This window comes from Hymenobacter roseosalivarius DSM 11622, from assembly GCF_900176135.1.
GTDB lineage: Bacteria > Bacteroidota > Bacteroidia > Cytophagales > Hymenobacteraceae > Hymenobacter > Hymenobacter roseosalivarius.
The window spans coordinates 22,266-45,928 of the sequence record NZ_FWWW01000076.1; the positions used below are offsets into that span (position 1 = coordinate 22,266).

19 protein-coding genes and 1 tRNA gene are annotated in these 23,663 nt (G+C 54.1%); 8 read left to right on the top strand and 12 right to left on the bottom strand.

Translation table 11 applies throughout. From position 1 onward, the window contains the following. Positions 1 to 26 precede the first annotated feature (26 nt). Positions 27 to 1,091 (top strand): fatty acid desaturase family protein, encoded by a 1,065-nt coding sequence (locus B9A24_RS13535; RefSeq protein WP_084446558.1) that lies wholly within the window; start codon positions 27 to 29, stop codon positions 1,089 to 1,091. 159 nt (positions 1,092 to 1,250) lie between these two features. Here the strand turns inward: B9A24_RS13535 and B9A24_RS13540 are convergent, their stop codons facing one another. Then, on the bottom strand, positions 1,251 to 1,943 hold the full coding sequence (locus B9A24_RS13540) for a hypothetical protein (protein ID WP_084446559.1): 693 nt from the start codon (positions 1,941 to 1,943) through the stop codon (positions 1,251 to 1,253). Between the two features lie 177 nt (positions 1,944 to 2,120). Between B9A24_RS13540 and rpsA the strand changes: the two genes are divergently transcribed. The 3 genes from rpsA to cphA all read left to right on the top strand — a co-directional run bounded on the left by rpsA (position 2,121) and on the right by cphA (position 7,468). Next, positions 2,121 to 4,259, top strand: a complete 2,139-nt coding sequence (gene rpsA / locus B9A24_RS13545) for a 30S ribosomal protein S1 (protein ID WP_234997268.1) — start codon at positions 2,121 to 2,123, stop codon at positions 4,257 to 4,259. Positions 4,260 to 4,457: 198 nt separating this feature from the next. After that, a tRNA-Cys gene (locus B9A24_RS13550) sits at positions 4,458 to 4,528 on the top strand. Between the two features lie 288 nt (positions 4,529 to 4,816). Next, positions 4,817 to 7,468 carry a cyanophycin synthetase gene (gene cphA / locus B9A24_RS13555; protein ID WP_084446560.1) on the top strand — a complete coding sequence of 884 codons (2,652 nt, stop codon included), beginning with the start codon at positions 4,817 to 4,819 and terminating at the stop codon, positions 7,466 to 7,468. A gap of 76 nt (positions 7,469 to 7,544) precedes the next feature. Here cphA and B9A24_RS13560 read toward each other — a convergent pair whose 3' ends face one another. Beyond that, positions 7,545 to 8,492 carry a hypothetical protein gene (locus tag B9A24_RS13560; protein WP_084446561.1) on the bottom strand — a complete coding sequence of 316 codons (948 nt, stop codon included), beginning with the start codon at positions 8,490 to 8,492 and terminating at the stop codon, positions 7,545 to 7,547. A gap of 131 nt (positions 8,493 to 8,623) precedes the next feature. Here B9A24_RS13560 and B9A24_RS13565 point away from each other — a divergent pair, with 131 nt between their 5' ends. Further along, positions 8,624 to 9,223 carry a methyltransferase domain-containing protein gene (locus B9A24_RS13565; protein WP_084446562.1) on the top strand — a complete coding sequence of 200 codons (600 nt, stop codon included), beginning with the start codon at positions 8,624 to 8,626 and terminating at the stop codon, positions 9,221 to 9,223. Positions 9,224 to 9,273: 50 nt separating this feature from the next. Continuing rightward, positions 9,274 to 10,098, top strand: a complete 825-nt coding sequence (kdsA, locus tag B9A24_RS13570) for a 3-deoxy-8-phosphooctulonate synthase (RefSeq protein ID WP_084446563.1) — start codon at positions 9,274 to 9,276, stop codon at positions 10,096 to 10,098. A gap of 2 nt (positions 10,099 to 10,100) precedes the next feature. Here the strand turns inward: kdsA and B9A24_RS13575 are convergent, their stop codons facing one another. Continuing rightward, positions 10,101 to 10,832 carry an O-methyltransferase gene (locus B9A24_RS13575; protein ID WP_317044248.1) on the bottom strand — a complete coding sequence of 244 codons (732 nt, stop codon included), beginning with the start codon at positions 10,830 to 10,832 and terminating at the stop codon, positions 10,101 to 10,103. 157 nt (positions 10,833 to 10,989) lie between these two features. After that, positions 10,990 to 11,376, bottom strand: coding sequence for a Co2+/Mg2+ efflux protein ApaG (apaG, locus tag B9A24_RS13580; RefSeq protein ID WP_084446565.1), 387 nt, complete (start codon positions 11,374 to 11,376; stop codon positions 10,990 to 10,992). A 107-nt stretch (positions 11,377 to 11,483) separates the two neighbouring features. Between apaG and B9A24_RS13585 the strand changes: the two genes are divergently transcribed. Then, on the top strand, positions 11,484 to 12,149 hold the full coding sequence (locus B9A24_RS13585) for a uracil-DNA glycosylase (RefSeq protein ID WP_084446566.1): 666 nt from the start codon (positions 11,484 to 11,486) through the stop codon (positions 12,147 to 12,149). A gap of 149 nt (positions 12,150 to 12,298) precedes the next feature. On the opposite strand, the gene lepB is transcribed toward B9A24_RS13585, so the two are convergent. From lepB to B9A24_RS13615, 6 genes are all read right to left on the bottom strand, one after another. Beyond that, complete coding sequence (gene lepB, locus B9A24_RS13590) at positions 12,299 to 13,459, bottom strand: signal peptidase I (protein ID WP_084446567.1); 1,161 nt, start codon at positions 13,457 to 13,459, stop codon at positions 12,299 to 12,301. Positions 13,460 to 13,608: 149 nt separating this feature from the next. Then, positions 13,609 to 14,328, bottom strand: a complete 720-nt coding sequence (gene dapB / locus B9A24_RS13595) for a 4-hydroxy-tetrahydrodipicolinate reductase (protein WP_084446568.1) — start codon at positions 14,326 to 14,328, stop codon at positions 13,609 to 13,611. After that, a complete protein-coding gene (locus B9A24_RS13600; RefSeq protein WP_143434938.1) occupies positions 14,325 to 14,933 on the bottom strand; it encodes a DUF5683 domain-containing protein in 609 nt (202 codons plus the stop codon). The genes dapB and B9A24_RS13600 overlap by 4 nt, the downstream gene beginning before the upstream one ends. Positions 14,934 to 14,991: 58 nt before the next feature. Further along, positions 14,992 to 15,933, bottom strand: a complete 942-nt coding sequence (locus B9A24_RS13605; RefSeq protein WP_084446570.1) for a ParB/RepB/Spo0J family partition protein — start codon at positions 15,931 to 15,933, stop codon at positions 14,992 to 14,994. A 170-nt stretch (positions 15,934 to 16,103) separates the two neighbouring features. Next, positions 16,104 to 16,910: a ParA family protein gene (locus tag B9A24_RS13610; RefSeq protein ID WP_084446571.1), complete on the bottom strand. Its 807-nt coding sequence runs from the start codon at positions 16,908 to 16,910 to the stop codon at positions 16,104 to 16,106. A gap of 105 nt (positions 16,911 to 17,015) precedes the next feature. Then, on the bottom strand, positions 17,016 to 17,696 hold the full coding sequence (locus tag B9A24_RS13615; RefSeq protein ID WP_084446572.1) for a metal-dependent hydrolase: 681 nt from the start codon (positions 17,694 to 17,696) through the stop codon (positions 17,016 to 17,018). Between the two features lie 93 nt (positions 17,697 to 17,789). On the opposite strand from B9A24_RS13615, the gene B9A24_RS13620 reads away from it, so the two are divergent. Next, on the top strand, positions 17,790 to 19,457 hold the full coding sequence (locus tag B9A24_RS13620) for an ABC transporter substrate-binding protein (protein ID WP_084446573.1): 1,668 nt from the start codon (positions 17,790 to 17,792) through the stop codon (positions 19,455 to 19,457). Positions 19,458 to 19,537: 80 nt separating this feature from the next. Here the strand turns inward: B9A24_RS13620 and yidC are convergent, their stop codons facing one another. Together yidC and B9A24_RS13630 are read right to left on the bottom strand one after the other, a co-directional pair. Next, positions 19,538 to 21,397 carry a membrane protein insertase YidC gene (yidC, locus tag B9A24_RS13625; RefSeq protein ID WP_084446574.1) on the bottom strand — a complete coding sequence of 620 codons (1,860 nt, stop codon included), beginning with the start codon at positions 21,395 to 21,397 and terminating at the stop codon, positions 19,538 to 19,540. A 251-nt stretch (positions 21,398 to 21,648) separates the two neighbouring features. Then, a complete protein-coding gene (locus B9A24_RS13630) occupies positions 21,649 to 23,295 on the bottom strand; it encodes a CTP synthase (RefSeq protein WP_084446575.1) in 1,647 nt (548 codons plus the stop codon). Positions 23,296 to 23,663 lie beyond the last annotated feature (368 nt).

The window sequence follows — 23,663 nt, forward strand, 5'->3', positions numbered from 1 at the left end:
CCCCCCGTTCCACCCAATCAGCGTTCATGTCAGTTCCCAAATTTGCGGCTTCCCGCTCTTTTCACACCGAGTTAAAATCTCGGATCAATGCCTACTTCGAGGAAGCGGGCAAATCACAAACTGGCAATTCCGGGCTTTTCGTCAAGGCACTTATCCTGACGACGGCTTTCGTGCTGGTATATCTGCACCTGGTATTCTTCACGCCAAACGCCTTTTTGGGTATTCTGGAATGTATATTACTTGGCGGCATCGGCGCAGCCATTGGTTTCAACGTCATGCACGACGGCGCCCACGGCAGCTTCAGCAAGTCAAAGTGGCTCAACCAGTTCGCGGCATTTACCCTGAACGTGCTGGGCGGGAATAGCTTCATGTGGAATATGAAGCACAACCTCATCCACCACATGTACACTAACGTGGACGGCGTGGACGACGACCTCGACGTACAGCCCTGGATGCGCATGAGCAGCACCCAGCCCCGCCGCAAGCTTCACCGCTTCCAGCACCTCTATTTCTGGTTTCTCTACGCCCTGCTCTACATCGCCTGGATTTTCTTCATGGATTACCAGAAGTATTTCAAGGGTAAAATCGGCGCGATGCCCATCAAGAAAATGACGGCCACCGACCAGTCGGTTTTCTGGGGCTTCAAGGTGATTCACCTGCTGCTCTTTATGGCCCTGCCCATTTACACGGTAGGTTTCGTGTCGTGGTTGGTAGGTTTTGTGATTTTCGCCGCTGTAGCTGGCTTCACCCTGAGCCTGGTGTTCCAATTGGCCCACACAGTGGAGCACGCCGCCTTCCCCATGCCCGACGAAATTACTAACAAGCTGGAAGATGAATGGGCTATTCACCAGATTAAAACCACTGCTAACTTTGCCACCCACAACAAAGTCATCAGCTGGCTAGTAGGCGGCTTGAACTTTCAGGTAGAGCACCACCTGTTTCCGAAGATTTCGCACGTACATTATCCTGCCATCAGCAAGATTATCAAGCAGATGTGCGAGGAGTTTGACATCACCTACAACGAGTATCCTAAAATGCGTTACGCCGTAGCCTCGCACGTTTCCCACCTACGGGAGCTGGGCCGCAAATAGGCTTTTTAACGCACAAAAAAGCCCTCCAGAAATGTTTCTGGGGGGCTTTTTTTCTGATTTTAAAGAGTATAAGCTGTGAGCTAGGCTATTGACTCATTGAACTCGAAAGGAAGCCGATTAAACTATTCTGACTAGTCAAAGATTTTTTACACGCGTCCTCTAATATTTCCAGCTCGCCACTACCTCACTCGCAATAATTCTCCATTTGCCATTATACTTCTCAATGCAGTATAACAGAACTCTGCCAACACCTGGATCAGAATAATGAACTTGGAATGCACCTTTGGTAAAACCTTGATTAAAAGCACCTCTCGAAAATTCATAGTAGGCACTGGATTCATTTTCACCAAAAAATGAATAATAACTGGGCAGCAGATATGAGGGATAGTCTAGTCTGCCTTCCATTGCGTGATAGGGAATGAGTCGGCTAGTTTTGTTTATAAGATTCTTAGGATCCCACATACTTAAGAACAATAAAGCAAAGGCAGAATCTAGCTTCGGACTTCGTGTGAGACGGTAAGCTTCTTTCCTTGCGTACTTTCTCTGGTCTTCAGTTCTGAATTCAAGATCTTTATACAGAATTCCAAAGCTGGCAGGAAAGGTTATGTCATGCTTAATATCAACTGTATTAGTGTTAGCTAAAGAACGATAAGGCCAGAATTGATCAAGAACAATAGGTTGGGTTGTATCAGAAAACCAATAGGTTTCATTGTTTATAACTTGGCCGCATAGAGCAATAAGAACTGAATCCTCCTGCTGTTGATAAAAAACAGATTTTGGATGATTTACATCAACATCCTTAGTACAACCCAAGATTAAACTTAGTAAGATTAACAGAAGCCAATTCTTCATAATCTGAAAGTAATAATATTCCGTGTACTAATATCTTTCCTTTCTTACGGTCAAATCCGTACCTTTGCCGCCCCGCCAGGGTGGAGGGTTTGGAGCCTCAGCTTCAGGGAGTTATTCATAACGCGTTCCGGTAGGTGGCCCTGAGCTGGACGTGTAGATAAGGGCCAAGCAAGTATTATGGCAGAAGTAGCAGATAACTTCGACTGGGACAACGTTGGAGCAACCGGCTTTGGTGGCAATTATAGCCCCGAGCAGCGCGCCGAGATGGAGAAAATGTACGGCGACACGCTGACCACCGTCCAGGAGGAAGAAGTAGTGAAAGGCACTGTAGTCGGCATCACCGACCGCGACGTGATCCTAAACATTGGCTTCAAATCCGACGGCCTCGTGCCCCTGTCCGAATTCCGCGACCTGGTTGACCTGAAAATTGGTGACCAAGTAGAGGTATTCATCGAAGACCAGGAAGATTTGAATGGCCAGCTGATCCTTTCGCGCAAGAAGGCGAAGATCAAGCAGGCATGGAAGTCGATTTACGACGCGCTGGAGTTCGATAACATTCTGGAAGGCGTGGTAAAGCGTCGGACCAAAGGCGGTCTGATCATGGAACTGGACGGCGTAGAAGCCTTCCTGCCCGGCTCGCAGATTGACGTGAAGCCCATCCGTGACTTCGATATTTATGTTGGTCGCCGCATGGAAGTGAAAGTGGTAAAAATCAATGCCGCTTTCGATAACGTAGTTGTTTCGCACAAAGTCCTGATTGAGAAGGACCTGGAGAAGCAGCGTGAAGCCATCCTGAACAACCTCGAAAAAGGTCAGATTTTGGAAGGTGTTATTAAGAACATGACCAACTTCGGTGTGTTCATCGACCTCGGCGGTGTCGATGGTCTGTTGCACATTACCGATATCTCGTGGGGCCGCATCGCTCATCCGAGCGAAGTATTGCAGCTTGATCAGAAACTCAACGTGGTTGTTCTGGACTTCGACGAAGCCAAGAAGCGTATCTCGTTGGGCCTAAAGCAGCTGACTCCTCACCCATGGGATTCGTTGCCCGCCGACATGGGCGTAGGCTCGAAAGTAAAAGGCCGTATCGTGAACGTAGCCGACTATGGCGCATTCATGGAAATCGTGCCCGGTGTAGAAGGCCTGATCCACGTTTCGGAGATGAGCTGGAGCCAGCACCTGCGCAACCCGCAGGACTTCATCAAGCAGGGCGACGTGGTAGAAGCGCAAATTTTGACGCTGGACCGCGAAGACCGCAAGATGAGCTTGGGTATCAAGCAATTGAGTGAAGACCCATGGACGCGTGGCGACTTCGGCACCAAGTACGCCGTAGGTACCAAGCACAACGGCCTCGTGCGCAACCTGACCAACTTCGGCCTGTTCGTAGAGCTGGAAGAAGGTGTTGACGGCTTAGTACACGTATCTGACTTGTCATGGACCAAGAAGATCAAGCACCCATCCGAAATGGTGAAGGTGGGCGACCGTCTGGACGTGCTCGTGCTGGAGCTGGACGTGTCTAACCGTCGTTTGGCCCTGGGTCACAAGCAGCTGGAGGAAAACCCCTGGGATACGTTCCAGACGGTATTCACCCCCGGCTCGGTGCACAAAGCCACGATTACGGAGAAAAATGACCGTGGCGCGGTACTCGAGCTGCCTTACGGCATCGAAGGTTTCGCTTACCCTAAGTCATTGGTGAAGGAAGACGGTTCAAACGCTGAAAACGGCGAAGCGCTCGACTTCCGCGTGGTTGAGTTCTCGAAGGATGATCGTCGTATCGTGCTGTCGCATACTGCCGTCTTCAATCAGGCGCAGCAGGAAGAAGACACCCGCAACTCGAAGTTCGCTAAGAAGAAGCCAGCTGCTGGCCAGACTGCTGGTGCCGCTCAAGGCGAAGGCAAGCTAAGCGACCTCAAGAAGCCCGCCACTGCCGACAAATCGACTCTTGGTGACCTGGATGCTCTGTCCGCTCTGCGCGACAAGATGATGGGCAACGAGCGCGATGCTGGTGTGCAAAAGCTGGAGGCTAAAGCTCCTAAGGCTGCCAAAGCCGAAGAAGCTCCGGCTGCTGAGGCTCCCGAAGCTGACACTACGGAGGAGGCTCCGGCCGCTGAAGGTGGTATCCTGGCTGCCGTAACTGGTGCTGCCTCGGCTGCTTTCGAGAAAGCCAAAGAAGTAGCTGGCGACGTAGTTGACACCGTAGCTGATTCAGCTGCTTTCGAGAAAGCCAAAGAAGTAGCTGGCGATGTAGTAGAGAAAGCAAAAGACCTGCTGCCCGGCAACGAAGAGGCCGACAAGAAGGACGAAGAGAAAGTCTAGGCTTCCTTAGCTTTTACGTAATAAAAAGGCCCTGACAATCGTCAGGGCCTTTTTTGTGGGTTACAGGGTGAGTTTTAAGCAGTAGTACTTTTAAGTTACGCTGCACAAAACCAGCTGCTTAGCATGTCGCAAGCCGAAAAAAGCCCCCCAGGTTTGGCGAAGGTCAGATAATGGCGTAAGTTTGCACCCTCACTACCCGGTGACGTGACCGAGTGGCTAGGTAGAGGTCTGCAAAACCTCCTACGGCGGTTCGAATCCGCCCGTCACCTCTTTACCTGTTCCTGTTTTCTATTGCCTAGTGCCCCGGTTGCTTAGCCCCAACCGGGGTTTTTTTGCTTTTTGCCCCCTGGCAGTTATAGCGCATTATTAGCTGGTTATAAACTTTTCTTCTTACTTTATAGAGGTAAGCTGAGCGGTAGCTTGTGTTAACCAGTATGGTAGCAGAATCTGCTCCGGGGGGCATTCTTGCCGCTGCTACGTGGTTTTAGTGACGCATTATCCCTATATTTCGTTTGTGCGTACAACCGCTAACTTTTGCCTTTTCGCCTCAGCTCTCTATGAAAATTACCGACCTCCGCACTATGCGCGGCCCAAGCTACTGGTCCGTTAAGCACCTGAAGCTTATTGTGATGAAAGTAGACCTGGAGGAGTTGGCCAACCAGTGGTCTAATGCCATACCAGGTCTAGCGGGGCGGCTCACGAAATTGCTACCAGGCGTAGGCCAGCCCTGCGCTACGCCTGACTCATCCATACAGGCATACAAGCATCCTCCTTTAACCCAAGAGCAGCTTGCTGATGGCGAGCCACTGGGCCATGTGATTCAGCACGTAGCCCTGGAACTACAACGCCTGGCCGGTATGCCCGTGTACTGGGGCAAATCGTATCCGGCAACGCAGGAAGAAGGTGTCGAGTACGTCGTATTCACCTACCAGGAAGAGCGAGCGGGCCGCGTGGCCGCTAATGCCGCGGTGGAAATTGTGGATGCCTTATGCCACAAGCAGAAAGTAGATATAAAGCCGATTATTGCGGAATTGCATAGTATTCGGGAAGAAGAGTTTTTTGGTCCGAGCACCTATAGTATCGTGTCGGAGGCTGTATCGCGTAAGATTCCTTATATCCGGCTCAAGAATACTTCTGTCATTCAGCTGGGCTACGGCGTGAATCAAAAGCGCATTCAGGCCACCACGTCGTCCAATACGAGCTACTTTGCTGTGGATATTGCCGGTAATAAGAATCGTACGAAGGCCATGCTGGCCGATGCGGGTATTCCAGTGCCCCAGGGTACCACGGTGTACTCACTTGACGGTCTGCGCGATGCCATTGAGGAGTTGGGCTTTCCCATCGTGACCAAGCCCCTGGATGGTAATCATGGCAAAGGAGCCAGCATCAATATTCTGGATTGGAAGGCGGCCCAGACTGGCTTTAAAGAGGCTCAGGAATACTCGCGCGCCGTCATTGTAGAGCAGTTTATCGAAGGGTTTGACCACCGGCTGCTGGTGGTGAATGGCAAGTTGGTGGCCGCGGCCAAACGTACGCCAGCCGCCGTCATTGGCGATGGTCATAGCACCATTCAGGAGCTGATAGACCAGGTAAACCTGGACCCGCGTCGGGGAGAAGGGCACGAGAAAGTGCTCACCAAAATCAAAGCCGACAAGCATACCAGTGCCATTCTCAAAGCGCGCGACCTAACACTGAAATCGGTGCTGCCGGAAGGGGAGGAGCTATTTCTAAAGAGTACGGCCAATATCAGTACGGGCGGCACGGCTACTGATGTCACTGATTTGGTGCATCCGTATAATGTGCTGTTGGCGGAGCGAGCTGCCGGAATCATTGGCCTCGATATCTGCGGCATCGACATGCTGACTTCTGACATTGCCATTCCGCTGAATGAAACGCGCGGAGCGGTAATTGAGGTGAATGCTGCGCCTGGCTTCCGTATGCATATCTCGCCTACCAAAGGCTTGCCGCGCAACGTAGCGGCGCCCGTAGTCGATATGCTATTTCCGCGTAATTCTACTTCGCGCATTCCCATTATCGCGGTTACTGGCACCAATGGCAAAACCACCACCACACGTCTGATTGCCCACATGGTGGCGGCCCAGGGCTATAAAGTTGGCTTCACTACCACTGATGGCATTTACATTCAAGGCAACCAACTACAGAAAGGCGACTGCACGGGTAGCCAGAGCACGGAGTTCGTGTTGCGTGACCCGACCGTAAACTATGCGGTGCTGGAAGTAGCGCGTGGTGGCATGCTGCGCTCCGGCCTGGGGTTTGACACCTGTGACATTGCCGTCGTTACCAACGTAGCCGCCGACCACTTGGGCATGCGCGATATTTATACGGTGGAGGAGATGGCTGCTGTTAAGGGCGTGCTGCCTCGTACGGTTAACAAAAGCGGCTGGGCCATCCTGAACGCCGATGACAATTTAGTATACGCCATGGGCGAACGGCTGCAATGCAAGGTCGCGTTGTTCAGCATGAACGAAAACAATCCCCGAATCCTCGACCATGTGGAGGCAGGCGGCGTAGCGGCTGTGTACGAGGAGGGCTACGTAACTATCTATCAAAACAGCTATAAGCTGCGCATCGATCGGGCGGCTGAGTTTCCGGTTACGCTGGGCGGACGAGCCGGCTTCAACATTGAAAACTGCCTGGCCGTGGCACTCACGGGCTACGTAGCCGGCTTTGAGCGCGACGATATAAAGACGGCCTTGCGCACCTTCGTGCCGTCGGCGGCCAAGACGCCGGGCCGGATGAACGTGTTTAAGTTTCCCGATTTCGAGGTTATTGTCGATTATGCTCACAACACGGCGGGTATCGGCAAGTATGCTGAGTTCCTGAATAACACGCCGGCTACGCACAAAGTCGGGATAGTATCGGGGCTGGGCGACCGGCGCGACGAAGACACGCTAGGCTTCGCGCGCATCGCGGGGGGCATTTTTGACGAAGTTGTGTTGCGTCAGGACCGCGACCTACGCGGAAAAACGGCTGAGCAATTAAAGGAGATTATGATGCGCGGTCTGCGGCTTGATAAGTCTGAGTTGCCGATTACCTATATCGAGAATGAAGTGGACGCTATTCGCCACGTTCTAAGCACGGCCCACGAGGGATCTGTCATCACTATTTTCACGGAAAACATCACCGCCACTATCAAACAGATAGAGGATTTCGAAGCACAGATTACGCAGGGTAGGCATAAGAGCTAATGCCTCGTTAACTAATGTAAAAAAGCCCCCCAGATATTTCTGGGGGGCTTTTTCGTAATAAAGAATGACCTCTGACCTACTTCAGGGTGAAAGTCGATTTGCCGATCATCACGCCGCCTTCATACAGCTCAACGGTGTGAAGACCAGTTTTATAGGCTGCACCTTTCGCGTACACGAACTGCACGGGCTGGCGGGTGTTGTCGTACACGATATCCTGCTTGGCCGTGTAGAAGGCTTCTGAGCCATCGATCATGAACGTGCCGCCGCCAGTGCTCAAGTTATACAGGGCAGAGCCATCGGGCTCCACGAGGCGCATCATAATCTGCTTGGTTTCTTTCGGCGATACGTCGTTGCGGGCAAGGTTGAAGGTGACCTTGATTTTCTCCACGCGCTTAGCCTTAAACTCGTTGTCGTCGTCATCTTTCTCCTTATTACGACCGTTAATCACGTTTATCCGAATATTATCGGCTTGCAGGAGCGAGGCCACAGCTACCTTTTCTGACAGCTCCTGGTTGGTACGAGCGATGGTCGAAATGGTGTCGGTGAGCTTGTTCTGACGCTCTTTCAGCGTGGTAGTCTCAGTGTAGAGTACCTCATTGTCAGCTTTGAGCTGCGCAATCTCCTCGTCCTTCTTACGAAGCTGCTGTTCCAGGTTGGTCGCCCGGTTGCGGAAGCGAGCTTGCTCAGCCAGCGAGAAGCTGCCCTTGCGGAAGCCGCGAAGCTTGAGCAAATCAGAGTTGATAGTAGCAATGCGGGCTTCTAACGAGTCATTGGCGAGGCCCATTGCCTGTACTTCCTGACTTTGGCGCTCAAAATCAGCTTTGAGGGTTTCGTACTGTTTAATTTGCTCTTCGAGCCGTACATCCTTCGCTTTCACCTCAGCTGTGAGCTGCTCATTTTGCTTGCCTTTCTGGTTGTTCATGTAGAAAAGCAGGGCATTAATACCGGCCAGAACCAGAAATAGAGCCACTATTAGCAAAAGACGGCTCTTGTTTTTAGGCTCCGTGTTTTCGTTTTGTTCCATTGAGGAAGGGGATTGGTTAATTAATGTGGAAGTACGCGGCTAGTTAGGACGGTACGCTACCTTTACGCACAAAAATAAAGGACTTACCCATGTGGGCAAGTTTCGGCACTAAATACTCCACTTAAGCCAATATGGATTTGCTGCTTGATGAGACCTATTGGCGAACCCGCTACACCACTGGCCAGACCGGCTGGGATGTGGGAGCCATAACGCCACCGCTACAGGATTATTTTAAGCAGCTCGGCCAACCTGATGATCGGCGCATTCTCATTCCAGGCGCGGGGCGGGCTTATGAGGCCGAATACCTGCACAACCGGGGCTTCACTAATGTCATTGTGGCCGATGTCGCGCCCGAGGCATTAGAAGCTCTGCACCAGCGCGTACCTGGCTTTCCTGGGGGACATTTAGTGCAACAGGATTTCTTTACGCTGCCCGCTGTGCCACCTTACAATTTAATTATAGAGCAGACGTTTTTTTGCGCGCTGCCCCGCCCGCTTCGTTCTGACTATGCTCAGCAGTGCGCGCGTTTATTGCGGCCGGGGGGCAAATTAGTGGGCTTGCTCTTCGAGACGGATTTCGGTCTCTCACCCGAACCACCGTTCGGCGGCACCCACGCCGAGTACCGAGCGTACTTTGAGCCGTATTTTGAGTTCATCCATTTTGATACTGCCTACAACTCTGTCCGGCCTCGCCAAGGTAGGGAGTTGTTTATTTGTCTGGAAAAGAAGTAACATCAAATTAGAGCTTCGCTGTCCTTCGGTTGGTATTAACCCTGCGTTTTATGTTTGACTCTCTCGCCAACGCGCTGCCCCATTTTCGCAACACCAACTCCGGTCAGTTTTTTCTGATGGCTGGACCCTGCGTAATTGAGGGTGAAGACATGGCCTTGCGCATCGCCGAGCGCGTGCGCCAACTCACGGATAAGCTGCAAATTCCCTACATCTTCAAGGGTTCTTACCGCAAGGCCAACCGTTCCCGCCTTGATTCCTATACCGGTATCGGCGACGAAACGGCCCTGCGCATTCTGCAAAAAGTAGGACGCGAAATCGGGGTGCCCACCGTTACGGATATCCATGAGTCTGGCGAAGCTGCCTTGGTGGCCGAGTACGTCGATGTGCTTCAGATACCCGCCTTCCTGTGCCGCCAGACTGATCTGCTACTAGCGGCAGCCAAAACCGGTAAGGTGGTTAATATCAAAAAGGGCCAGTTCCTCTCGGGCGAGGCCATGCAGTTCGCGGTCGATAAAGTGCGCCAGTCGGGCAATGAGCATGTGATTCTCACCGATCGGGGCAACTCTTTTGGCTACGCCGATTTGGTAGTAGACTTCCGTAATCTGCCCGTGATGCAGCGCTTCGACGTGCCCGTGGTGATGGACGTAACGCACTCCCTGCAACAGCCCAACCAAGCCAGCGGTGTCACGGGTGGTCAGCCGGCCCTCATTGAGACTATTGCCAAAGCCGCTATTGCCGTCGGTGCTGATGGGTTGTTTATCGAAACGCATCCTACGCCCGCCACTGCCAAGTCGGATGGCGCTAACATGCTGCCGCTAGATCAGTTGGAGGCATTGCTGGTGAAGCTTACGCGGGTTCGGGAAGCAATACGGTAATTCTACGCAGACAATCGTTGGACCCGGTCTAGCAGCTGATCGAACACATTATCGAAGCGAAGCGAGAAATGCTGCTTCGGCTGATTCTTCCTGAAAAACACCAAGCCCATAAAAAACGCATCCACGGTCAGCATTACGTCCGGGTGTGCTTTAATTGTTTGCCAGGCGCGGTCCATTTCCGCTGACCAATGAATGTCGTCAAAAATGAATACGCTTTGATCAGTGCGGCAAGTGAGGCACTGCTCGAAATAGCGAACAGTAGGTTCGTAGCGGTGGTTGCCGTCGAAAAAAGCAAAATCTACGGGCACAGTTAGCGCCGCTAAAGTAGGAGCAAGCGTATCATCAAGGTTGCCTTCGATAAGCGCTATGTTGCGCAAACCCAAGCTGCTAAACGTCTCGCGGGCCACGGCAGCGGTGGCCGGACAACCCTCAAACGTAATAACCTGGCTGTGGCTATTTGGAGTAGCAAGGTAGGCAGTAGTCAGACCCAACGATGTGCCTAGTTCCAGCACCGTGCGCGGCTGAAAATGATTGACTAACCGAAACAGAAGCTGCCCGAGCTGCCGCGGCTTGGTGGCGGTGCGGGCAATGTGGCGCACGCGGCGCTGCCGGCCGGCGCCCGTATGGGAGCCGGCCCCAAAGTCAGTTACCGTTATGGTTTGCTCGCTAGCCAGCAATTCGGTGCGGCGGTGCTCTATGGCTTCGTAGGGAGCAAAGAAGCCGGTGTGGCGCACTACATCATTGTAGAGCGCAAAAACGAACGGGGAATGCAGCCCATGTGCATTCCCCGAGCGGAGCAAAAATCGGATGTAACTGAATGCTTGGTGAAGCAAGTACTTAGCGTTGCGGATTGAAAGAGGTGAGTTAGAAGGTCAAACTCACAACTCGCCGCTAATTTAGGCGATATGGTACAACCAGCGTGAATTCCGGAATTTCAACCGTGAATTCCCGGCCGTCGGCGAGGCGCTCCATCTGATAAGTGCCACGCATCTTGCCCAGGCCCGTCTTCAGATTACATCCCGATACGTACTGGTGGGCCTCATTGGGCTCCAATACAGGCTGCTGGCCTACCACACCCTCGCCTTCCACTTCGCGGACAACGCCGTTAGCATCGTAAATGTACCAATGACGGCGAAGCAGCTTCACGGTATACTCGCTGTTGTTGCGAATATCGATTTTATAAGCAAACACGTAATGTTCCTGGCCGGGGCTGGAATAATCGGGCAAATAGTTGGTCGTAACACTAACGGTCACTCCCTGCGTAGTGGTAGTATTCATGGCGCCTGTGCGGTTCGGTGGATAACTAACAGCCGTTCTCGGAATTTGGTTTATCTACGCAAGCTACCTGCAGAAAGGCTTGCCGAACCCGTAAAAAACTTTTCCCTATGTCCATAAAGATAGAAGAAAGCTGGCGCAAAGTACTAAAAGACGAATTTGAAAAGCCCTATTTCCAGCATCTTACCGCTTTCGTGCGCGGCGAGTACGCCACGGCCACGGTGTATCCGCCTGGGGGGCAAATTTTTCATGCCTTCGAGGCCTGTCCCTTCGATAAAACCAAGATCGTCATTCTGGGTCAGGACCCTTATCACGGTCGCGGGCAGGCGCATGGTTTAGCGTTTTCGGTGGCCGAAGGAGTCCGCACACCGCCCTCCCTGCAAAACGTTTTTAAGGAGCTACAGGCCGATCTGCCGGAAACTCCGCCCGCTCCGAATGGCAATTTAGACCGCTGGGCGGAGCAAGGCGTGCTTTTACTTAACGCCACGCTTACCGTTCGCGCCGCGGAGCCAGCCTCGCATCAAAAAAAGGGCTGGGAGCAGTTCACCGATACCGTTATTCAGCGCGTCTCGGAGCAGAAAGAGTACGTTGTGTTTATTCTTTGGGGGGCTTCTGCTCAAAAGAAGGTGGAGCTGATTGACGAAAAGAAACACCTAGTGCTGAAAGCGGCGCATCCTTCGCCCTACGCCGCCGACCGTGGCTTCTTTGGCTCCCGGCCCTTCAGTAAAACCAATGAATACCTGCGCCAGCACGGCTTAGAGCCGATTAAGTGGTGAATCGCAGATTTTGCAGATTAAAGTGATTCCGCTGATTTGAACGGCTCCCTTTCTAGAAAAAAGCCCCCCAAATTATTTGGGGGCTTTTTCTAGTGAACGTGTGTACCATCTAAAGCAGCGGAATCACTTTAATCTGCAAAATCTGCGATTTAGTGAATCACATTAAATAAGCGGCTCCAGCGGATTTTGCTAAAGAAGTCAGCATATGGATCTACCGATAGCCAAATCAGAACGGCCTTGCCCACGATATGATCTTCGGGTACAAAGCCCCAATAGCGCGAGTCGAGCGAGTTGTGGCGGTTGTCGCCCATCATGAAGTAGTAGTTTTGCTTGAAGGTGTAGCTAGTAATGGGCTTGCCATTTTGCTGCAACACACCATTAGCATACGTTACGCCTTCGTTGCGCTCGTAGCGCATGATGATCTTCTGATAAATAGCCGTGTTTTGGGGTGTTAGCGCTACTGTCTGGCCCTTCTTCGGAATTTGCAGCGGACCATAATTATCCCGGTTCCAGGGGAAAGCGGCTGTGGGCGAACTGTGCGGGTAGTCAGGATTGTTCGGGAAAACTTCCGCTTCGGCCTGGCCTGGCTGTGCTACTTCTTCCACCACGCCCTTAATAAAGGGCTGTTGCTTGAAATAAGCGGCAATAGTGGAGGTAGTATTCACCACGTAAGCAGGTCCCATGGCCGTAGTCTGTGCTTGGGGCACGCCGTTGGGCGTGTTGGAGTCCGTTACGCCTAAATCCTGAAACACTTTATCACGCACAGGGTCAGCTACTTGTAAATAGTAGCTGGACTGCATTTGCGGTGGGTTCGCCACTGGCTGCCCGTTGATATACACCTGCGTCTTCTTAATTTCCAATACATCGCCGGCCACGGCTACGCAACGCTTGATATAATTGGTGCGCAGATCGGCGGGGTGCTCGCTTTCAAAGGGAATATTAAAGACCACGACATCGCCGCGCGTTATTTCTGAAAAACCAGGTAAGCGGTAGGAGGGAAGCTGAATCGCATCGGAGTAGCTCTTGATATTTGTGCCCCAGATGGTCTGGTGGGTGAGCGGTACCTGCAAAGGCGTTTGGGGCGTGCGCGGTCCGTAGTGCAGCTTGCTCACAAACAGATAATCGCCGACCAGCAGGGAGCTTTCCATGGAAGGCGTTGGGATGGTGTACGCCTCAAACGTAGCCCAGCGAATAAGCGAGGCCACCACCACGGCAAAGAGAATGGCGTCGCCCCACTCCCGCAAAAAGCTCTTGGGCTTCTTTGGTGCTACTTCGGTAGTGGAGGTTTTCTCCCAGAATTTTACGGCCATATAGCAATATGAAAACGGGCAGCGGGCTGCCCAGGCAAAGCAAGGATACAATTGAAGGGTTAAATATCCGAATTAATGCAGCAATGTGCTCTGTAGAGGTCGGACGCCGGACAATTTGCTAGTAACTCCTAATGCAACCCGGTGCGTTCCTACAATCCGAGTAGCTCCTTCATGCCAAATACGCCTTTGCGCCCCGGCAGCCATTCGGCGGCTAGCAAAGCGCCCTGTACAAAACCGTCGCGGGTATGGGCTTCGTGCTTCAGCTCAATGGTATCGGCTGAGGAAGAGTAGGTAACTATGTGCGTACCAACAACTTCTCCGGTTCGCTCCGAAAGTACAGCTAACTCCTGCGGGGCAGTCGTCGGCTCATTGCGCCAAATAGTCTTGGTAGGAAAGTGACGGATAATAGATTCGGCGGCGGTAAGCGCCGTACCGCTGGGCTGATCAACTTTCTGAGTATGGTGAATTTCGCGCACCTGCACATCATAGCCCCCGAAATGGTGCATTTTGGCGGCGATGTACTCGTTGAAATGAAAGAACAAGTTTACGCCTACACTATAGTTGGAAGCGTAAAAAAGCCCCCCACCCATTTCCTTACACAGGTCGCGGGCTTCCTGGAAATGGTGCAGCCAGCCCGTAGAGCCACAAACGACTGGCAGGCCCTGGCGCAGGGCGGCGCTCACATTGGCGAAAGCAGCATCTGGGTGCGTAAATTCAATGGCCGCGTCGACGGTAGTAGCGTCAAAGTCGGTGATGCGTACACCAGGCCGCGAAGGGTCCACGATGCCAGCAATCTGGTGGCCTTGGGCAATAGCCTGGGCCTCAATGGCCTGGCCCATCTTGCCGTAGCCAATCAGCAGCAATTTCATTTTGTTGAACGGGAAGTAGACTTCAGATTTAAACTAAAATTGATGCCGGCCGTGGGCTGCGCCGTGGGCATATAAAGCATCGTCGGCTCCCAGTGCAGACTTAAATCATCGCTGACATCGAAGTCGCGCAAGTGGGCATCAACGAGGGCATCGACTACACCTATGGCGTAAGCCACAGCAGAAAAGGCAATCCACTTGTCGCGGTTGCGGCGGTAGATAATTAACCCTCGATCTATCGTAGCATTGTCCTCAATAGTACTGGAAAGAGGGCCGGTATCAATGGTCAATGGATCGTTATCATTGCGGGCCGCTTTTGCTTCCCGAAACTCTTTAAAGCGACTTTGGTAGAAAAACTCCACCGTAAGAGCCGTGCCTAATACACCGTACACAAGGGGCAGCTTCCAGTACTTGCGGTTATAAATCTGGCCGGCGCCTGGCACCAGCGCCGACAACATAGCCGCCTTGGCTGGTCGCGTTACGTGAAGCCCGAATAGCCTTTCGGTACGCCGCGTGGTGTCAGCTACCGCTGGCGTACTGACACGGGCCGAATCGGGACCGGTAGTAACTACCTGGGCTTGCGCCGACTGAGCTAGCGGTGCGCCCACCAGGCAAAACAAAATCGCCGCTTTCCAATGCCCAGTCATCTGCCGTTGATACGTCTTACTAAGACGGTTGAAGAATATGAAGAATGCGCTGCATATCTTCTACCGAGTCAAACGCAATTCTGATCTCGCCATTGCCCTGGGGGCTGGGCTTTACCTGTACCCGGCTGCCAAAGCGGTCGGAGAGGTGGCGCTCGGTGCGGCGCAGCTCGGCCACGGGAACCGGCTGGGGGGCATTTTCGGAGGTTTTCTGACCGGGTGCAACGGCCGGAGCCCCCGTGCCACCACGCACGATTTGTTCTACGCGCCGCACCGATAGATCTTCGGCCACGATGCGGCGGTACAGCAGAAGCTGCTGCTCGGCATCCTCAATATTAATGAGGGCGCGGGCATGGCCCATCGAAATTTCGGCGTCGCGCAGACCGATTTGGATATCGGGGGGCAATTTGAGCAGGCGCAGGTAGTTGGTTACCGTCGAGCGGTTCTTACCCACCCGGTCGCCGAGCTCTTCCTGTTTCAGGCTGCACTCGCTCACTAGGCGCTGGTAGCTCAGGGCAATCTCGATGGCGTTGAGATTCTCGCGCTGAATGTTCTCAATCAAGGCCATTTCCAGCATCTGCTGGTCGTCGGCCTTGCGGATATACGCCGGAATGGTATCCAGGCCCGCCAGCTTGGAAGCCTGCAAGCGTCGCTCGCCGCTGATTAGCTGATAAGCGTTGGTGCCCAGTTGGCGCACTGTTACGGGCTGAATGATACCCTGAATCCGGATAGACTCAGCTAATTCCTGTAAGGCCTGCTGGTCGAAGTGGGTACGGGGCTGATACGGATTTGCCTCGATATGATTCACCGAAATGAAGCCCACCGAATTGACCGGATGCGGCACCAGCCTTTCCCCTTTTTTCTCGTAGCTGCCTTCAATAAGGGCATTGAGCCCGCGACCTAAGCCACCAATTTTGCGCTTCGGAACTGACGCGGGCATTTTTTCTTCGTTCTTCTCTGACATACCTACTAACAGCCTGAGCCCAGTACCGGGCCAAAGCGGGATTCAAAAATACACAAACGCCGGGGAAGGACCGGAAATTTTACTTCCTGCTGCTGACATTGGCCCAAAACGAAAGCTGGCAGATGGAATACCATCTGCCAGCTTTCGTTTCTTAACCGATGAATCAGGCCTTAAGCTGCTTCATCCTCAGCTGCTTCGGGGTCGGCAGCTACCGAGTTCTTCTCCACAATCTCGCGGGCCAGATTCAGGTAGCTGATAGCTCCTTTGCTGTCCGCGTCGTGCAGAATGACTGGAATACCGAAGCTCGGCGACTCGCTCAGCTTCACATTACGCGGAATAATCGTGTCGAACACCAGCTGCTGGAAATGCAGCTTTACTTCCTCTACTACCTGGTTGGAAAGGCGCAGGCGCACATCATACATCGTGAGTAGAATACCTTCAATTTCGAGTTCCGGGTTGAGCCGGCTCTGGATGATTTTGATGGTATTCAGCAATTTGCCTAAGCCTTCCAAAGCGAAGTACTCGCACTGCACCGGAATAATTACGGAGTGAGCGGCCGTGAGGGCATTCACCGTAATCAAACCTAAGCTCGGCGAGCAGTCGATAATGATGAAGTCGTACTGGTCGGCGAGCGGCCGCAGTGCCTCCTTCATCTTCTCCTCCCGATTCGGAAGGTTGATCATTTCTACTTCGGCTCCCACCAAGTCGATGTGGGAAGGCATGAGGTCGAGGTGAGGCAGGATGTTGGTTTGCAGAATGATATCCTGCGCGTTGATGCCATCCACCATGCACTCATAGATGCTGTTCTGAATGTCCTTGGGGTCGAAGCCAACACCAGATGTAGCGTTGGCCTGTGGGTCGGCGTCAACGAGCAGAGTACGGTATTCCAAAGCCGCCAAGCTAGCCGCAAGGTTGATGGATGATGTGGTCTTGCCCACGCCACCCTTCTGATTGGCTACCGCGATAATTTTTCCCATGTGGGTTACTTCTTACTTGGTTATAATGAGTGAATGGACGAATAAGTGAATCCTTAATTATCTACGATCACTCATTCACTCATTTGCCCATTCACTCATTGTGTTCTACAACTCCATTGTCGACCCAATGGCCATCAGCACTAACTCTTTTCCGGCTTGCGTAGCCTGTTCACGGGCCGCGTCGTGGTCGATTTTGATAGGCGGGAACGTGTCGTAATGCATACCGATGAATTGGCGAACACCTACCCAGTTAGCTGCTTCAATGGAGTCATCTACGCCCATGGTGAAGTTATCACCGATGGGCAGAATAGCAAAATCCAGCTCATGCCGTTCGCCGATGAGCTTCATGTCGTAGGTGAGGGCGGTGTCGCCGGCGAAGTAGAAGTTTTTCTCGGCGGTTTCAATCACGAAGCCAGCCGCCAGGCCCGCGTAGGAGCCATCGGGCAGGGAGCTGGAGTGAGCCGCGGGAACCAGCTTCACTGTGCCGAAGGGCAGCTTAACTTTACCCCCCAGGTTCATTTTGTAGGTGGCCTTCAAGCCCTTTGCTTCAAACCAGCTCAGTACCTCAAACATCCCGACCAGCTCGGCACCCGTGCGCTTACCTATTTCCTCGGCATCGGCTACGTGGTCGCCGTGGCCGTGGCTGAGCAGGATGAAATCAGCTTCAATTTTCTCGACGTCAATGTCCTTAGCTAACTCATTGGGGCGGATAAATGGATCAAAGAGCAGCTTGGTGCCCCCAATCTCAGCCAGGAAGCAGGAGTGGCCGTAATAGGTCAGTTTCATAAATAAAGCGAAGCGGAAAGGAGCGGTCAGACGCTGATTTAGCGTTACACTTGCACCAAACTTAGCACAAATATACACTGTTTCACCTTTCTCATGTTTCCGTTTTCGCGTCGTTTTGCTGGTTTTGCCCTCCCGCTGCTCACGGCATTAGCCAGCTGCGGCGGCCCTGCCAGCCCCACCGACGAGAGCCGCGTCTTTCGCTACAATCAGCCCGAGGCCCTCACGTCTCTCGACCCAGCCTTTGCCCGCAACCAGGCTAACACCTGGGCCGTGACGCAGCTATATAATGGGCTGGTGGAGCTGGACGACCAGCTCAAGCCCGGTCCGGCCCTGGCCCGTCGCTACGACATCTCGCCCGACGGCCGCCGCTACACCTTCACCCTGCGCCCCAACGTATTCTTCCACGACAGCGAAGTATTCTCAGGGGGCAAAGGCCGGCGCGTCACGGCCCAGGACTTCGTGTACAGCTTCCGCCGCCTGCTCGATCCCGTTACGGCCAGCACCGGCGGCTGGATTTTCCGGGGAAAAGTGCTGGAAAACACGGCCGGCGAGCCTTCGGATACAGCCTTTGTCGCCGTGAATGATAGCACCGTACGCATTTATTTACAGGAGCCGTTTATTCCCTTCCTGAGCATTCTGACCATGCCTTACGCCTACGTAGTGCCCCGCGAGGCCGTGCAGCGCTACGGTAAGGACTTCCGGGAGCATCCGGTGGGCACGGGGCCGTTTCAGTTTCACGATTGGGACGAGGGTAATGCCATTGTGTACCACCGCAATCCGCGGTATTGGCGCAAGGACGCGCAGGGTCGGCCGCTGCCATACCTGGATGCCGTGCAGATCTCCTTTATTCAGGACCGCAAAACGGAGTTTCTGACCTTCCAGCAGGGCAAGCTTGACTTTGTGAGCGGCATTCGGGCCGGCTCGCGCGACCTGATTCTGCACCCGGATGGCACGGTGCGCGAAGATTTTCTGGGCAAGTTTCGCTTCGAGAAAGTGCCGTACCTGAACACGGAATACCTCGGCATTCAGCAGGACCCGGCCAACCTGCGCGGTGATGCGGCCAACCCGGCTCTGCGCGACAAGCGGGTGCGGCAGGCTTTAAATTATGCGCTCAACAAGCCGGAGCTGATTGCTTATTTCCTCAATAACGTAGGCCGGCCCGGCAACTCGGGCTTCGTGCCGGCTTCCCTGCCTTCCTTCAGCGAGAAACTGGTTCCTGGCTACACCTATCAGCCCGAAAAAGCTCGGAAGCTGCTGAGGGCCGCAGGCTTCGGCGCTGGCAAACCACTGCGCCTGCGCCTCGGCACGGTAGCCGAAACCAAGGAAATAACCGAGTATTTACAAAAGAAATGGGCCGAAATAGGCGTACAGGTAACCATTGACGTAAGCCAGGGCGCGGCTCACCAGGAAAATGTGGACAACGGCCGCGCTGCCTTCTTTACCAAATCCTGGCTGGGTGATTATCCAGATGCAGAAAATTACCTGGCGCTGTTTTACAGCAAAAATTTCTCTCCCGCCGGCCCTAACAAAACGCACTTCAAAAGCGCCGCATACGACCGTCTGTATGAGCTAGCTCAACTAGAGCAGGACACAGAGAAACGCTATGACCTGTACCGACAGATGGACCGCATTATCGTGGAGGAATGCCCGGTTATTCCTATGTATTATGATGAGGTAGTGCGGCTTACTCAAAATAACGTGCAGGGCCTCAAGCCTAACCCAATGAATCAGCTGGTACTGGAGCGGGTGCGGAAGCTGTAATGCCAAGCTGGAGCTTGGCATTACAGCAAAAAAGCCCCCCAGATATGTTCTGGGGGGCTTTTTTGATGACTAAAGTAACCTTATTTATTCTTGGACTTAGCCGGGCCTTGCTTGCGGGCTTCGCCTTCGCGCTCTTGGGCGGTTTTCATGGCTTCGGCGAGGCGGGCCTGGAAGCCGCCGGGCTTTTTGTCCTTGTTCTTTACCTTGTTGGCTTCGAGCTGGGCGCGCAGCTTGGTTTCATCCACGAAGCGGCGGGTGAGGGCCTGCTGGCCGAAGGTAATGACGTTGGACACGAAGTAATACCAGGTCAGGCCGGCAGCGAAGCTGTTCAGTACGAACAGAAAAATCAGCGGCATCAGGTAGCTGTAGAACTTCATCGGGCCCTGCATGGCGGTATTGACCTGGTTGCTCTGCCAGGTCATGAGCAGGGTGGAGGCCGTCATGAGCAAGGTAAACATGCTGATATGGTCACCATAATAGGGAATGGCGAATGGCAGCTTGGCGAATACGTCGTAGCTACTCAGGTCTTTTGCCCACAGAAACGCTTCCTGCCGCAGCTCAATGGAATTGGGGAAGAAGTTGAACATGGCAAACAGGATGGGCAGCGTCAGCAGCGTCGGCACGCAGCCGCTCAGCGGACTCACGCCCATCGACGTGTAGAGCTTCATGGTCTCGCTCTGCACTTTGGTCTGGTCGTCGCCGTACTTTTCCTTAATCTCGTCCAGCTCCGGCTTCAGCACCTTCATGCGCGCCTGCGACACGTAGGTTTTGTAGGTCAATGGCCAGGTAACGAGCTTGATAAGCAGCACCAGCAGGGCGATGATAATGCCGTAGCTGCTGATAAACTGCTCCAGGAAGTGAAACACCGGAATAATCACGAAGCGGTTCATCCAGCGGAAAATACCCCAGCCCAGATACACGTTGCGGTCGAAACCAGGCGCTACTTCCTTCAGCATTTGGAAGGAGTTCGGGCCGAAATAGTAACGGAACTGGCCTTTGCCCCCCAGCACATCGGCGGCCGGAATGGTGAGCGTGGAGCTGAGCGTTTTGATGAACTTGTTGGTCGAATCGGTGGCCGCGGGCACCGTGGAGGTGAACTTGCCGGTGCTGAACTGATTCTGGGCAATCAGGCCGGCCACGAAGAAGTCGTGCTTGTGGGCGGCCCACTTCACGGGCTCGCTGATGACGATTTCCTCGGGGTTCTCGCTGGCTTCGGCCAACGAGCCGTTGTCTTCGGTGGCCAGGTAGTGGTTAATGGTCGTGTGGTTGCGGTTCTGAGCGCGGTCCTGCTCGGTCTGGCGCACGCGGTCGAGGAAGGTGAGCGTGATGGGCTCCTGGGCAATGACGTTGCCGAGGCCGGTCATGCGCAGGTCGTAGCCAAGCTCGTAGGAATCGCTATAGAGCGTGTACACCTGCTCAATTTGCCCGCCAGCCACGGCGGCCGTGAGGGTCAGGCGCTGGCCCTGGCGGTTACCTTCGGTAATGGGCTGCGCGGCACCAGGCTGAAAATACAGATCGGAGAAGCGGATGGTGCGGCCGTCGGTGGTGCGAAAGCGCGTATCCAGCTTAGCGCTCTCTTTGTCGAGCAGATCGAGCGGCTGGCCGAAGAAGGTCTTGTACTTGCTCAGGCGCACGGCCTGCACCTGGCCGCCTTTGGTGGAGAAGGTGACGGTGAGGTTGTCGTTGCGCAACTGCACATCCTGGGCCGTGCCCTGGGCGGCGGTGGCGAAAGCGCCGAGGGCCTGGGCCGCGGCGGCCGAGTCGGGAGGAGCCGCCGTGGCCGCTGCCGCCGCGGAGTCAGCAGCCGGCGCCGGCGTCGTGGCGGCCGCTACCGGCTTGGCGGGGGCCTTCTCGGGCTCCGACTTCGGCGAAAAGAAAAATAAATAGATGAGGAGCAAGGCCGAAATCAAAAACAGGCCGGTTGCTTGGTTCTTGTCCATTGAAGGGGAAATAAATTCGTAGGTGTTGGGTGTTGGGGAACCCGAAAAAAGCTCCCCAGTACGCGGTGGTTTTCAGCGAAAAATCGGCAGCTCCGCTACAAAGGTCGCTTATGAGCGATTAACAATTAGCAATGAGCACTTAGTAATGAGCAATGAACCGGGACCAAGCATTTCCGGTCACTCCTGTTCTTCCTGACCCAGGTGGTTGAGAGATACTCTTTTATGCCTTTCTAATTGCTCACTACTCAATGCTAACTGCTTTTGTGGTGCTGAATGGCGGCCCGCACGAAGCGGACAAACAAGGGGTGCGGGTTTTCCACAGTGCTTTTCAGCTCGGGGTGAAACTGCCCGGCCACGAACCACGGGTGGCCGGTTAGCTCCACCACTTCCACCAGGCCCGTACCCGGATTGATGCCGGAGGCTACCAATCCGGCTTCCTCAAACTGCTTCAGGTACTCATTGTTAAACTCGTAGCGGTGGCGGTGCCGCTCGCTGATGTGGTTGCGGCCGTAGGCTTTGGCGGCTTTGGAGCCCCGGCGCAGGTCGCAGTCGTAGGCCCCCAGGCGCATGGTGCCGCCTTTTTGGGTGATGTTTTTCTGCTCCTCCATCATGGCAATGACGGGCGTGGGCGTCAAGGGGTCCATTTCCGTGGAGTTAGCGTTGGGTAGGTGCAGTACGTGGCGGGCAAACTCGACCACGGCCACCTGCATGCCCAGGCAAATGCCGAAGAAGGGAATATTGTTTTCGCGCACGTAGCGCACGGCGCACACTTTGCCCTCGAAGCCCCGCTCGCCGAAGCCCGGCGCCACCAATACCCCATCGACGCCGTGCAGCAGCTGGGCCACATTATCGGGAGTAATATGCTCGCTCTGGATGCTGCGCACGGTGACTTTGCACTCGTTCTGGGCCCCGGCGTGTACGAACGACTCGTTGATGGACTTGTAGGCATCGGGCAGTTCCACGTATTTGCCCACCAGCGCAATGGTCACTTCCTCGGTTGGGTTTTTCAGGCGACCCAGAAAGTCTTTCCAGCCCTCCAGATCGGGCTGCAGGCTGCCCCCGGTGAGGCGCAGCTTCTTGATTACCCGCTCATCCAGGTTTTCCTTGCGCATGAGCAGAGGCACGGAGTAGATGCTGTCGGCATCTAATGCCTCGATGACGGAGTTGATCTGGACGTTGCAGAAGAGGGCGATTTTCTTGCGCATCTCCGTCGGAATGGGCCGCTCGGAGCGGCACACCAGAATATCGGGCTGCAGGCCGGCCTCGCGCAAGTCGCGCACCGAGTGCTGCGTAGGCTTGGTTTTCAGCTCCCCGGCCGCGCTCAGGTAAGGCAGCAAAGTGAGGTGAATGACCAAGGAGTCGCTGGGGGGCAATTCCCAGCGCAGCTGGCGCACGGCCTCCACAAAGGGCAGGCTTTCGATGTCGCCGATGCAGCCGCCGATTTCAGTAATCACGACGTCAAACTCGTCGCCCTCGCCCAGCAGCAGCATGCGCCGCTTGATCTCGTCGGTGATGTGGGGCACTACCTGCACGGTTTTGCCCAGGTAAGCGCCCTCGCGCTCCTTGCTGATGACGTGATTGTAGATGCGGCCCGTGGTGACGTTGTTGGCCTGGGAGGTAGGCGCGTTCAGAAAGCGCTCGTAGTGGCCTAGGTCGAGGTCGGTTTCGGCCCCGTCATCGGTCACAAAGCACTCACCATGCTCGTAGGGGTTGAGCGTGCCAGGGTCTATGTTGATGTAGGGGTCAAACTTCTGGATGGTAACCCGGAAGCCGCGGGCCTGCAGGAGCTTGGCTAAGGAGGCGGAGATGATTCCCTTGCCAAGGGAGGAGGTCACCCCGCCCGTCACAAAGATGTACTTGGCCGTCGCAGTCGGAGAGGAGGTATTTCGGTCTGGCATAACGGGGGGCAAAGGTAGCTGAATATCCGGGGACACGAAGGTTTTCGTGTAACCCTAAGCTCTGGCTTGGGAAATCATTGATATGTAGCGCATGTAGCGCGACCCGCAGGAAGGCAGAGCCAACTTTTAGTTCGCGTTTCGTTGCAGTCAGTGTGTAGGTGCTGTAACGCCCAGCTCCAACTTGGCGAATCGTTGCTGAGGCTGAACAAATCTGTGGAGAATGTTCCTAGCCGTCGTCGTTAGCTTCGTTGTCCTTACGGGTCAACAATACGCGAACTAAAAGTTGGCTCTGCCTTCCTGCGGGTCGCGCTATATCCAACGATTCACCAAGCGGGAGCTTGGTATTACACCAAAAAAGCCCCCCAGCG